12 protein-coding genes are annotated in these 12,153 nt (G+C 62.2%); 9 read left to right on the forward strand and 3 right to left on the reverse strand.

Translation table 11 applies throughout. The annotated features are described in order from the left end of the window. Positions 1 to 5: 5 nt before the first annotated feature. Complete coding sequence (locus tag PLU72_05200; GenBank protein HOT27563.1) at positions 6 to 1,181, reverse strand: FHA domain-containing protein; 1,176 nt, start codon at positions 1,179 to 1,181, stop codon at positions 6 to 8. A gap of 361 nt (positions 1,182 to 1,542) precedes the next feature. Between PLU72_05200 and PLU72_05205 the strand changes: the two genes are divergently transcribed. Further along, a complete protein-coding gene (locus PLU72_05205) occupies positions 1,543 to 2,172 on the forward strand; it encodes a hypothetical protein (GenBank protein HOT27564.1) in 630 nt (209 codons plus the stop codon). A 7-nt stretch (positions 2,173 to 2,179) separates the two neighbouring features. Here PLU72_05205 and PLU72_05210 read toward each other — a convergent pair whose 3' ends face one another. Then, complete coding sequence (locus tag PLU72_05210) at positions 2,180 to 2,338, reverse strand: hypothetical protein (GenBank protein HOT27565.1); 159 nt, start codon at positions 2,336 to 2,338, stop codon at positions 2,180 to 2,182. A gap of 277 nt (positions 2,339 to 2,615) precedes the next feature. After that, positions 2,616 to 4,145, reverse strand: a complete 1,530-nt coding sequence (locus tag PLU72_05215; GenBank protein HOT27566.1) for a PDZ domain-containing protein — start codon at positions 4,143 to 4,145, stop codon at positions 2,616 to 2,618. A 168-nt stretch (positions 4,146 to 4,313) separates the two neighbouring features. Here PLU72_05215 and PLU72_05220 point away from each other — a divergent pair, with 168 nt between their 5' ends. The 8 genes from PLU72_05220 (at position 4,314) to PLU72_05255 (ending at position 12,144) form a co-directional block, all read left to right on the forward strand. After that, positions 4,314 to 5,249 (forward strand): SDR family oxidoreductase, encoded by a 936-nt coding sequence (locus PLU72_05220; protein ID HOT27567.1) that lies wholly within the window; start codon positions 4,314 to 4,316, stop codon positions 5,247 to 5,249. Beyond that, positions 5,246 to 5,800, forward strand: a complete 555-nt coding sequence (gene hpt / locus PLU72_05225) for a hypoxanthine phosphoribosyltransferase (GenBank protein HOT27568.1) — start codon at positions 5,246 to 5,248, stop codon at positions 5,798 to 5,800. The genes PLU72_05220 and hpt overlap by 4 nt, the downstream gene beginning before the upstream one ends. A 6-nt stretch (positions 5,801 to 5,806) precedes the next feature. Next, entirely contained in the window at positions 5,807 to 6,472 is a 666-nt protein-coding gene (locus PLU72_05230) for an MBL fold metallo-hydrolase (protein ID HOT27569.1), read from the forward strand. Positions 6,473 to 6,723: 251 nt separating this feature from the next. Next, on the forward strand, positions 6,724 to 7,797 hold the full coding sequence (gene buk / locus PLU72_05235) for a butyrate kinase (protein HOT27570.1): 1,074 nt from the start codon (positions 6,724 to 6,726) through the stop codon (positions 7,795 to 7,797). 49 nt (positions 7,798 to 7,846) lie between these two features. Continuing rightward, positions 7,847 to 8,977, forward strand: a complete 1,131-nt coding sequence (locus PLU72_05240) for an acyl-CoA dehydrogenase family protein (GenBank protein ID HOT27571.1) — start codon at positions 7,847 to 7,849, stop codon at positions 8,975 to 8,977. 27 nt (positions 8,978 to 9,004) lie between these two features. Next, positions 9,005 to 9,793, forward strand: coding sequence for an electron transfer flavoprotein subunit beta/FixA family protein (locus PLU72_05245; GenBank protein ID HOT27572.1), 789 nt, complete (start codon positions 9,005 to 9,007; stop codon positions 9,791 to 9,793). Positions 9,794 to 9,799: 6 nt separating this feature from the next. Then, entirely contained in the window at positions 9,800 to 11,002 is a 1,203-nt protein-coding gene (locus PLU72_05250) for an electron transfer flavoprotein subunit alpha (protein ID HOT27573.1), read from the forward strand. Beyond that, on the forward strand, positions 11,002 to 12,144 hold the full coding sequence (locus PLU72_05255) for an acyl-CoA dehydrogenase (GenBank protein ID HOT27574.1): 1,143 nt from the start codon (positions 11,002 to 11,004) through the stop codon (positions 12,142 to 12,144). The genes PLU72_05250 and PLU72_05255 overlap by 1 nt, the downstream gene beginning before the upstream one ends. Positions 12,145 to 12,153: the final 9 nt, after the last annotated feature.

Consider the following 12,153-nt stretch of genomic DNA (forward strand, 5'->3'; position numbering starts at 1 on the left):
GTCAGTTAAAACCCGAGAACGGCGCGAAGTTTGCTGAAAATTCCGCCTTCCTCGGCGATCTTTTCTTCGCCGCAGAGAGTCCGCTGGATGTTCAGGATCCCCTGGGAAAGGGGGGAGGAGCTCCGTTCCTTCACGTAGAGTTGACCGCCGTGCGAGGTGAGAACTGCGTCTTCCGGGGAGAACGGCAGAGAAATGAAGTCGCGGCGGACGATCGTCTTGATCTCCTCGGAAGAAAGGGTGCCGGGGCGTCCCAGCCGGTTGATGAGCACCTTCACCTTCGTCTCGGGATACTTGAGCTGGTTCATGATGTCGAGAATCTTCTTGAGCGCCAGCATCTGGCCGATTTCCGGCTGAGCGACGACGAAGATCTGGGTCGAGAGTTCCCAGGTGGTGAGCGAGACGTCGTCGATCTCGTTCTTGGAGTCGACGAACACGAAGTCGTGGTTGGCTTCGAGGCTCCAGAGAATCTTCTTCACGTGGTCGGCCTTCACGAGCTCCGCGTATTCCGTCTTGACGGGGGCGGTCAGATAATCGAATCCGGGGCCCTGGCGGAGGAATTTACCGATCTTTTCCCCCGTGATTTCGGGTTCCTGGATCAGTTCGTGAATCCCGAGGCCGGGCTTTCCGCCGAGATACGTCAGGACGTCGCCGAAGCGGAGGTTGAAATCGGCCACGGCGACTTTTTTCTTCGTCTGCGAAGCCATCGCATACGCCAGGTTGGACACGATGCTTGTCAGGCCGGCTCCGCCCTTCGGACTGTAGAACGTGATGGTCTGGGCGCCGCTTCGGTTCAGGGGCTTGAGGGTCTCCCACAGGTCCGCGCGGGCGGAGTCGATGAATATGAATTCATATATATCGAACTTCACGACGTCCTTGTGGTTCAGTTGGACCGGCGTGTTCGGGGTCATCTGCTTGTTGTTCAGATACGTGCCGTTCGAACTGTCGTTGTCGACGATGAAAAAGGCGCCGTCCTTGTAGCAGATCGTGGCGTGCAGGCGAGACACCATGTCGCTGGGGATCTGAATGGAGCGCCCCTCTTCGCGGCCGATCGTCAGGTCTTCCGGCGACAGTTCATACGGCTTGCCGAGGAACGGCGGGGTGTTCCCGACGAGATACTTCTTCTTTTCCTCATCAGGCACGACGATTTTCCGGAATACGGTTTTCTTCGATTCATCGGCCATCTGGCATCCCCCTCAATTTGAAAAAAGTGTGGGGGGAGTATAGCACAGGGGGTGTCGCCCTTCAACATACTCATCGCAACCCCGCGCAACGAAGCCTCTGATACACATCGCCGCACGTCCTGAGCCGGCGATGTAAAGAGAAATGCAGAATGAGCCGCGCCAGAGATTTCAGGGATACCGCGGACGAATCCGAAATCCGCCCCACCGCTTCGTTTCCCTGGAAGGGGCGCTTCGCGGAACGCCCATGGCGATCGTGGCGGGAAACGTGCAAATGTGCATCGCGTGGCGTCCGGGATGAACATCGTGACGACGCTCGGATTGACACGCCTTTCCCGGACTGTTAGGATGGGCGGTCATTTCCGTGGATACACACCTGTATCAGCGACAAGCGAAACACAGCATTTCCGGGGCGCGATCCGCCCCGGGGTTTTTTGCGCCCATTCTTGCCGCCCTGGTGTTCCTTACGGGGTGCTGGACGGCCGAAACGCCGACGGTTCCCGCGCCGAAACATTCAGCGGAACGCCATTCAGCCGTCGCGTCGGCGCCGACAACGATTGCCAGCGGGAGCGTTTTCGAGCAGTTCCAGTTCAAAGAAGTCCATACCGACTTCCAGCGCTCGTACCTTCAGCTGATCCAGAACATCAACGGCTTCAACTCGCCGCAGGTCGACATCAGGGATCAGAAACTCCTGTTCTCGGAATACGGCCGCGCCCAGAGAAAATATAAGGACGTTCTGAAGAAAATCGCGGCCTACTCGGCAGATCAGAAACTTCGCTGCTTTTCGATCATGAAGTCGCTGATCCTTGCCGTCCTGTATTACGACAAGAAGACGAACAAGAAGATGTTCAAATACGATCCCGAGAAACTGCTCTCAGAAAAAATACTGACAAGTATTCCAAAATGTCCCGACGGGGGCGAATACTCGATTATCTACAAGGATGGCCGCCGGCTGTTCCGGTGCTCGGTTCACGGCGTGCTCAGGCAGAACTGAGCCCACCTCAGGCGCCCTTGTTTTCAGGCCCCTGGTGCTCGCGGTGGCTGGGCGTATTCGTGAACATCAACTCCAGCATCTCCATGATGGTACGGACGAACAGCACGCCGACTCCGACGGAAAAAAGCAGCGTGAGTGCGATCGCGAGAATGACTTCCTTCATCATGGTGTTGCGGCTCCTGGTCTGCGGTGGTCATGAGCGTGGAATGATGGTGCCAGTATCGGCGGGAGCCTGAGTTTTTTTAACGGTCGTTTCGGAAAAACGGCCGGCCGGTTCATCGCAGGAACCGGCCGGCCTTTTTCCATCTGACGATGCGCCTATTGCATCTCCCGGAATGCAAGCCATCCGCTCGCTCTGAGCCTATCGACGGAGGATCGCCTCTCGTATTTGGACAGGCTCAGAACGACAGGGAGATTCAACACTGGCTTTTGGCATGCGGAAATCAATCTTTTTTCGGGGTTTCGGACGAAATCACCAGAAACAGCGGGGTGCCCTCCCGGATCACGACGAACACGGAGCTTTTCTTGGCGCCCGAGGGACTTTTCAGCGCAGAAACGAGAGTCGCCTCGTCGGTAACGGCCTTGCCGTTGATCTGCGTGATAACGTCCCGGGGCCGTAATCCGGCTTCCGCCGCCGGGGAATTCTCTCCGACATCCGTGACGACGAGGCCGGACTTTTTTTCGATCCGCATCGACTCGGCCAGCTCCGGCGTCAGCACCTTGAACGAGAAGCCGAGGCTCTTGTAGGGGCGTTCTTCCTCATCCTTTTTGCCCGAGCCTTTTTCCTGGTGCAGCAGATCTTCGGGATCACGCAGTCCGAAGGTGCGAGGCATGCGCTCGAGGACGATCGGAATCGTTTTCTTTTCGCCGTTCCGGAGAATGTCGAATGAAACCTTGTCGCCGACCTTCCGACTGAGAATGTACTTCTGAACGTCGCTGGTCGACCTGATCTCCTTCCCGTCGATCGAACGGATGATATCCATCTGCTGGAGGCCCGCTTTGGCGGACGGCGTGTCGGGATTAACCTCCATTACGACGGCGCCGTTCTTGTCGCCGAGCGAGAAATGCTCGGCCAGTTCGGGCGTCACGGCCTGCATCGTGATGCCGATGTACGGCCGTTCGACCGAACCTGTCTCGGAAATCTGCGTTGCAACGCGGCTCGCCATGTTCGAGGGGATCGCGAAGCCGATGCCCGAGCCGGGTGCGGCGAAGATCAGGGTGTTGATACCGATCACGCGGCCGTCGAGATCGACCAGAGGGCCGCCCGAGTTGCCGGGATTGATGCTCGCGTCGGTCTGGATGAAATCCTCGATGGCCGTTGCGCCTATTCCAGAGCGTCCGAGAGCGCTGACGACGCCGACGGTCACGGACTGCTCGAGGCCGAGCGGACTGCCGATAGCCATGCACCACTGGCCGACCTCGATCTTGTCGGAATCTGCGAACGAGGCCGCCTGCAGCGGGAAGTCCACATTGACCTTGATGACAGCCAGATCGCTCTGAGGATCCTGGCCAACCATGGTGGCCGGTGCTTCTTTGCCGTCATGGAATTTGACGGTCATCTTCGTAGCACCCTTCACAACATGGTTGTTCGTCAGGATCGTTCCGTTCGCGTTGAAAATGACGCCCGATCCGGCAGCCTCGGACTTGAAAGGAGTGCGCGGGCCGAATTTTCTGCCGCGCGGCATGTTCCTGAAGAAGTCTTTGAACAGATCCTCGAACGGGGTTCCTCTGAATTGGTCTTCCTCGTCTTCCCCGAGAGATTGCCCCTCCTGTCCTCCTTCGGTGCGCTCGACGCGGATGTTGACGACGCTCGGCTTCAGGGTTTTGGCGACCGTGGTAAACGCCATCTGGAGTTCACGCGCGGCCTGGCCTGGTTCGGCGGAAGCCACGAGCGGAGTTCCGACGAGGCCGACGATCAGCAGCAGGCTGAAAACGACGGCCAGAACGTCACGAGATCGATATGTACGATGCATGTCATGCCTCCTCGAGCCGGTAGTCCGGTGAATTCGCAGTTGCCCGGTGATTTCATTCGGGCACAGGGTATTGACCGCAACCGGAAGCGAAAGTTCCAGAAATCGACATTGATTTTTCAAGGCGTGAATGATTGAATGACGGCTCAGAACTTTTCCAGGAGACACCTCATGCGTATCGTCGTTTCCGGCGGAGCCGGCTTCATCGGATCTCATCTCGTCGACCGGTTGATCGAACAGGGTCACAAGGTCCTCATCCTCGACAATTTCGTCACCGGCTGTCGCGAGAACGTCGCGAAGCATCTCGAGAGCGGCGCCGCCACCCTCGTCGAGCACGACATCACGAAGCCGATCTATTTCGGCGACAAGGTCGACCGCATCTACCACCTGGCCTCGCCGGCCAGCCCGATCGATTACCAGAAGCTTCCGATCCCGACGATGAAGGTCGGCGCGCTCGGCACGCACAACATGCTGGGCATGGCGAAACTGCACGGGGCGCGGCTACTCCTCGCCTCGACCTCGGAAGTCTACGGAGATCCCGAGATTCATCCTCAGAAAGAAGACTACTGGGGCCATGTAAACCCGGTCGGCCCGCGCTCCTGTTATGACGAGGCGAAGCGGTTTGCCGAAGCGCTGACGGTCACCTACCGCGATTACCACAAGGTCGACGTGCGGATCATCCGCATCTTCAACACCTACGGGCCGCGCATGCGCCTGAACGACGGCCGCGTGGTGCCGGCGTTCATCTCGCAGGTGCTGCGCAACGAGCCGCTAACCCTGTTCGGCGACGGTTCACAGACCCGCAGCTTCTGCTACGTCTCCGATCTCGTCGACGGCATGATGGCCGTCATGGAGCGCGGCGACCAGTTCCCCACCAATCTCGGCAACCCGACCGAGCTCACGATCAAAGAGTTCGCCGAGCGCATCCTGGCGATCTCGGGAAGCGCGCTGCCGATCGTTTCGAAGCCGCTCCCGGTCGATGACCCCAGGCGCCGTCGCCCCGACATCACCCGAGCGAAAACGATGCTCGGCTGGGAGCCCAAGGTGGCCCTCGACGAGGGGTTGCGCCGCACGATCGAGTGGGCCCGGAGGGGCAAGCTGCCGTGAAATCTCCTCATCCTGATATCGAACGCGTTCTTATCCCCACGCACGAGATCCAGACACGGATCGCCCAACTCGGAAAACAGATCACCCAGGACTACAAAGGGGAAAGCCTCGTCCTGGTCTGCGTGCTGAAGGGCGCCTTTCTCTTCATGGCCGACCTGTGCCGGCACATCGACCTTCCGGTGAATACCGAGTTCATGGCCATCAGCAGTTACGGCCACGCGACGAAAAGTTCTGGCGTGGTGCGGATTTTGAAAGATCTGAACGAGTGCATCGAGGACAGGAATGTCCTGATTGTCGAGGACATCGTCGATACGGGGCTGACCCTGTCGTATCTGGTCGACCTGCTTGCGACGCGGCATCCGCGCAGTCTCAAGGTCTGCACGCTCTGCAGCAAACCACAGTGCCACCAGCGCGAGGTCAAGATCGACTACTGCGGATTCGAGCTTCCAAGCGAGTTCGCCGTGGGGTACGGGCTCGACTTCAAGGATTTCTACAGAAACCTGCCGTTCATCGGCATTCTGAAGCCGATCATGTATGAGAACGACCTCTGACGAGGCATGACAACGATGACGAACCAGTATCGTTCGGGAAACCTCATCATCGAATGCCTCACGCTCGGCCCGCTCGACGTCAACACGTATCTCGTCTACGATCCGCAGGCCGGCGACGGCATCGTCGTCGACCCGGCCGAGGACGCCCCGCTGCTGATGAATCGGCTGAAGGAGCTGGCCTGGACGACGACGCGCATTTTTCTGACGCACGGACACGCCGACCATATCGCCGGCCTCGAGGCCGTCCGGGCCGCCACCGGGGCGAAGGTGCTCTGCTCGCAGGAGGACGCCCCCATGCTTGGAGACGCCCGGCTGAACCTGTCGCTGTTTCTCGATACCGCGTTCACCGCGCGACCGCCGGAAACGCTGGTCAGGCACGGCGACGAGATCGCGATCGGGCGTGACCGGGGAAGCGTCATCGCCGTTCCGGGGCACACGCCGGGCGGGCTTGCCATCGCCTTCGACCAGGCCGTCATCACCGGCGACGCCCTGTTCGCAGGGTCGATCGGCCGCTCGGATTTTCCCGGAGGCGATGGGGCACAGCTCGTCCGGTCGATCCGGGAACGACTTCTGCCCCTCGGCGACCGGCTCGCCCTTCCCGGCCATGGGCCATCGACGAATCTGTCGCACGAAGCCGTGCATAATCCGTTCCTCACCGGCGGTTGGCAGTAACACGGCTTCACGTGCTCATTTGACAGGCTTCCAGGGCGATGCTACCATTCGCAGGGAATCTCTCGGTCTGACGCTCTCACTCTCGACAGTCTGGAAAAGGTTTTCGGTTTGGCAGATACGTTCGGACAACGACTCCATCCGGCGGAGACAGCGCCGGATTTCCCGGCCACACATCGGGCCGGCAGGCGTATGAAGGGCACGTGCGGAAAAAAAGAGAAGCCCTTCCGCCTGGCTTTACGAGGAAAGGAATCATGAGCGCTCCCATCAGAATTCTCGTCGTCAATCCCGGCTCCACCTCAACGAAGCTCGGCCTTTTCGAGAACGAGAAGCCCGTCGCGATCGGCAAGGTGGACCACCCTGCCAAGGACCTCGAAGCGTATCCCCGGATCCTCGACCAGGTCCCGATGCGCCGCCAGGTCATGCTCGACTTTCTTCGGCAACAGGGCCTCGCCCCGGCGGATCTGAGCGCCGTCGTGGGCCGCGGCGGGCTGCTCAAGCCCATGGTCGGCGGCACCTACACGGTCTCTGCCAGGATGGCGGAGGACCTCCAATCCTGCGTCTACGGGGAACACGCCAGCAATATCGGCGGCGTGCTGGCCTACTCGTTCCACAAGGAGTTCGACATCCCCGCGTTCATCGTCGATCCCGTGGTCGTCGACGAGATGCGCGATATCGCGCGGTATTCGGGGCTGAAGGAAATTCCCCGCCGCAGCATCTGGCACGCGCTCAACATCCGGGCCGTGATCCGCCAGGTCTGCGCCAGGGAAAACTGGGACTTCAACGCGGACAACTTCGTCGCCGTGCATCTCGGCGGCGGCATTTCGGTCGTCGCCATGGAGGCCGGCCGCTGCGTGGACGTCAGCAACGGCCTCGAAGCCGGCCCCTACACGCCCGAACGCGCCGGCACCCTGCCGAGCCTCGACCTTGCGGCCCTCTGCTATAGCGGCAAGTATACGCATGCCGAGATGAAGAAGTTGATCGTGGGTCGCGGCGGGCTGATGAACTATCTCGGCACGAGCAACCTGATCGATATCGAGAAGCGCATCGAAAGCGGAGACGAGGAAGCGGCCGCCGTCCTCTCCGGCATGGCCTATCAGGTCGCCAAGGAGATCGGCTCGTATTTCGCCGTTCTCAAGGGAAAGCTGCGCGCCATCGTCATCACGGGCGGGGCGGCGCATTGTTCGATTCTCGTAAATGATATAAAGCAGTATATTGAATCCATGGGCCGCGTCGTGGTCGTTCCCGGCGAAGACGAACTCGCGGCCCTCGCCCTGGGCGCCCTTCGCGTGCTGCGCGGCGAGGAAAAAGCCCGGACCTACGAATGATCGTACCCGGCCGGACGCGGCCGGAGCGTAAAAGAAAGGATCGCACCCAGTGAACTTCGAGCTCGACGAAAAGGATTTGCAACGCCAGACCCTCTGGCGGACGACGGCGGAGGAAGTCCTCGGCCCATGCGCCGACGGCATCGACACAACCGGCCGCATCGACGACCTGCCTGCTCTGCTTCGGGGCAACGCTCTCCTGAAGCCGTTTCTCCCCGAGAATCTCGGCGGAGAGAACCTGGGCATGTTCCAGCTTTCCCTTCTGCTCGAGGAGTTTGGCAGACACAGCCCGCCCGTTGCCCTCCTGATCGCCCAGCAGGTCGTTCTCGGCATCCGTTTGAACGGACGGGCGTTCAACTTCGCCCGCAAGGACGAACTTGCGAAGGCCGCCGCCGCCTGCGAATCGATCTTCTCGATCGCGGCGACCGAGCGCGAAGCCGGGTCGGACCTCCAGTCGATGGCCACCGTCTGCAAAAAGCTGCCGGACGGCCGCTTCGAGGTTTCGGGCGGCAAGGCCTACGTGAACTGGGCCGGGCGCGCCTCGCATATCCTGCTGCTCGCGAAAACGGAGGAGCAGGAAGGCACCGGCACCTCGCTGTTCGCGATTCCGCGCGAATCGGCAGGCGTGAAGGCGGGCGATTTCCATCACACCATGGGCATGAACGGACTCGAGGCCGCCCCGGTGAGCTTCGAGAAGGTCCAGGTTCCGGCGGACTCCCTGATCGGCGTCTACGGCTACGGTCTCGACCTGTATGACCAGATCATGAGCGAGCTGCGCATCTGCGTCGCGGCCATCGCCACCGGGCTCGGCCAGCAGGCCTACGATGACGCCGCGCAGCACGCCAAGACAAGGAAACAGTTCGGAAAGCCGGTCGGCAGCTTCCAGAGCCTCCAGTGGAGGTTCGCGGATGCGGCGCTGCGCATCGATGCTTCGCGTCTGCACGTGTGGCGCGCGGTCGAGCAGTCGGCCGTGAAGGGCTCGTTCTTCACGCAGGCCGCCATGGCGAAGGTCTACTGCACCGAAGCGGCGTTCTCGGTCGCCGATTTCGCGGTGCAGGCGATGGGCAGCACGGGGTACGTCAAGCCGAGCCGCGTCGAGCGCCTCTTCCGCGACTCGCGCTTCCTCAAGATCGGCCACGGCACCTCGGAAATTCTGCGCAACCGCATCGGCGAAAAGCTTTGAGCGGCCGGACAACACAAGGATGATCCAATGAAAATAATCGTCACCGTGAAACAGGTTCCGGACACCAACGACGTCCGGATCGACCCGGCCACCGGCACCCTGATCCGCGAGGGCGTTCCGAGCATCGTGAATCCCGAGGACCGGCATGCCGTGGAACTGGCCCTTCAGCTTCGTGAAGCCGCCGGCATCGGCACCGTCACCGTCATCTCGATGGGACCGCCTCAGGCCGAAGTGGCGCTGCGCGAAGTTCTGGCGATGGGCGCCGACGATGCCGTCCTGCTGTCGGACCGCGCCTTCGCCGGAGCCGACACGCTCGCGACGGCTTCGGCGCTCGCGCATGCGATCAGGAAGATCGGCGCGTATGACCTGATCATCTGCGGCAGGCAGGCCATCGACGGCGACACCGCCCAGGTCGGTCCCCAGCTGGCCGAGTTTCTCCAGATTCCGCAGGTGACCTACGTGCTGAACGCCCGGTTCGGATACGGCGGCCTGCTGATCGACCGGCAGAGCGATTCGGGCACGCAGCGGCTCACCGTGCCGATGCCGGCCCTGCTGACCTGTCTCAAGGAGACCAACATCCCCCGCATCCCGACGCTGCACGGCTGCATCGGCGCGTATCGCGAGAAGAAATTCACGGTCTGGTCCGCCGCCGATATCGGCGCCCCCGCCGAGCAGATCGGACTGAAAGGCTCCCCCACCCAGGTGCGGCGAACGTTCACGCCGACCCCGAAGGGCGCGGGCACGATCCTGACCGGCGATCCCGCCGTGACCGTGCCCAAAACCCTCGAGATTCTCCGCGAGAAAGGAATCATCTGAGTCGCCATGGCCATCATCATCGATAAAAACCTGTGCGTCGGCTGCGGCGCCTGTTTGAAGGCCTGCCCCTACGACGCCATCGACATGATCGAGCGCAAGGCGATCATGAACGCCAACTGTATCCACTGCGGAAGCTGCGTCGATTCCTGCAAGTTCAAGGCGATCGCCTCCGTCGCTTCCGATGCGCCGAAAGCCGACCTGTCCTCCTGGAAGGGCATCCTGGTCTTCGTCGAGACGCGCGACGGCGCGCCCGCGAAGGTGGCTCTCGAGCTGCTCGGCCGCGGCCGCGGCCTCGCCGACGAGCGCAAGGTGCCGTTGTACGCGGCCCTGCTCGGCCACCAGGTCGGGCCGATGACCGACACGCTCATCGCGCACGGCGCCGACGTCGTTCTCACGGTCGACGACCCGCAGCTGGCCGAGTATCGCACCGCGCCGTTCTGTCGGGCGCTCACCGGCGTCATCCGCGACGTGAAGCCCGAAATCGTGCTGATCGGCGCGACGATCATCGGCCGCGACCTCGCGCCGCGCACGGCGAACCGCCTCCGCACCGGCCTGACCGCCGACTGCACCGAGCTCGCCGTCGAGGCCGCGTCCGGCCTGCTGCTCCAGACCCGCCCGGCCTTCGGCGGGAACGTGATGGCCACGATCGTCTGCCCGAACCACCGGCCCCAGATGTCGACCGTCCGGCCCGGCGTCATGAAGCCCATAAAGGCCGACACCGCGCGCAAGGGCGAGGTGCGGACCGTGAAGATCGGCTTGAAGGACGTCGATCTGAAGGTCATCGTCCGCGAGACCATCAAGACCGCCGCCCGGCATGTCGACCTGTCCGAAGCTCAGATCATCGTCGCGGGCGGCCGCGGCGTCGGCGGGGCCCAGCAGTTCAACACCCTCCGCGACCTGGCCGATGCGCTCGGCGCCGAGATCGGCGCCTCCCGCGCCGCCGTCGAGTCGGGCTGGATCGGCCACGATCACCAGGTCGGCCAGACCGGCAAGTCGGTCAGCCCCAAACTTTATATAGCATGTGGTATAAGCGGAGCCATCCAGCACCTCGCCGGCATCGCCGGCGCCGACTTCGTCGTCGCCGTCAACCGCGACGAGCTGGCTCCCATCATGAAGGCCGCCGACGTGGCGATCGTCGGCGATCTGCACCAGGTGGTCCCGATGCTGGCCGCCGAGATCCGCCGCCAGCGAAAGGAGGCCGTCGCGTGATCGACTTCAAGCTGACCCCCGAACAGGAACTCATCAGGCAGTCCGCCGCCGAGTTCGCCCGCACGGTCATCGCACCGGTCGCGGCCGAACTCGACGAGAAGCAGGAATTCTCATGGGAGATCACCCGGGCCATCGCGAAGCAGGGCTACATGGGCATCATCATCCCGAAGGAGTACGGCGGCGCCGGCGCGAGCGCGCTCACCTACACGATCCTGATCGAAGAGATCTCGAAGGCGTGCGCGGCCCAGGGCGTCACGATGTCGCTCACCAACTCGCTCGTCGCCTACCCCATCATGACCTACGCCTCGGAAGAGCTGAAGCGCAAATACCTGCCCGCCCTCGCCACCGGCGAGAAGCTGGGCTGCTTCGGTCTCACCGAGCCGAACGCCGGCTCCGACTCGGGCAACCAGGAGACGACGGCCGTCCTCGACGGCGACGAGTACGTCATCAACGGCTCGAAGATCTTCATCAGCAACGGCGGCGTGTCGGACTTCGCGCTCATCATCGCGAGCACGAACCGCGCCTCCAAGATCCGCGGCCTTTCCGCGTTCATCGTCGACAAGGACACGCCCGGCTTCACGGTCGGCGTGAAGGAGAACAAGCTGGGCATCCGCGCTTCCAACACGGCGGAGCTGGTGTTCCAGAACTGCCGCGTGCCGAAGGAGAACATGGTGAGCACGCCCGGCCGGGGCTTCCGCATCGCGATGGACACCCTCGACGGCGGCCGCGTCGGCGTCGGTGCGCAGGGAACGGGCGTCGCGCGGGCGGCGTACGAGGCGGCGCTCAAGTATTCCCGCGAGCGCAAGCAGTTCAACAGCCGCCTCGTCGACTTCCAGGGCATCAATCACAAGCTGGCCGAGATGAAGATGGACATCGAGACGGCGCGGCTGCTCACGTGGCACGCGGCGTGGCTGAAGGACAACAAGAAGCGGTACGCGAAGGAAGCCGCGATGGCGAAGCTGTACGGCTCCGAGATGGCGACGCGGGTCGCGCACCAGGCGCTGCAGATTCTCGGCGGCTACGGGTTCATCAAGGACTACCCGGTCGAGCGGTATTACCGCGATGCGCGCATTCTCGAGCTCTACGAGGGCACCAGCGAAGTGCAGCGCATGGTCATCGCCTCGTATGCCCTCGGCGTCTGAACCGGAACT

The organism is Candidatus Ozemobacteraceae bacterium, assembly GCA_035373905.1.
In the GTDB taxonomy this organism is placed as follows: Bacteria; Muiribacteriota; Ozemobacteria; order Ozemobacterales; family Ozemobacteraceae; genus MWAR01.

Excerpts from the sequence above, each read along its gene's own strand:
- PLU72_05200 (HOT27563.1), bottom strand. The coding sequence starts at position 1,181 with ATGGCCGATGAATCGAAGAAAACCGTATTCCGGAAAATCGTCGTGCCT.
- PLU72_05250 (HOT27573.1), top strand. The coding sequence starts at position 9,800 with ATGGCCATCATCATCGATAAAAACCTGTGCGTCGGCTGCGGCGCCTGT.
- PLU72_05210 (HOT27565.1), bottom strand. The coding sequence starts at position 2,338 with ATGATGAAGGAAGTCATTCTCGCGATCGCACTCACGCTGCTTTTTTCC.
- PLU72_05230 (HOT27569.1), top strand. The coding sequence starts at position 5,807 with ATGACAACGATGACGAACCAGTATCGTTCGGGAAACCTCATCATCGAA.
- PLU72_05245 (HOT27572.1), top strand. The coding sequence starts at position 9,005 with ATGAAAATAATCGTCACCGTGAAACAGGTTCCGGACACCAACGACGTC.
- buk (HOT27570.1), top strand. The coding sequence starts at position 6,724 with ATGAGCGCTCCCATCAGAATTCTCGTCGTCAATCCCGGCTCCACCTCA.
- PLU72_05220 (HOT27567.1), top strand. The coding sequence starts at position 4,314 with ATGCGTATCGTCGTTTCCGGCGGAGCCGGCTTCATCGGATCTCATCTC.
- PLU72_05215 (HOT27566.1), bottom strand. The coding sequence starts at position 4,145 with ATGCATCGTACATATCGATCTCGTGACGTTCTGGCCGTCGTTTTCAGC.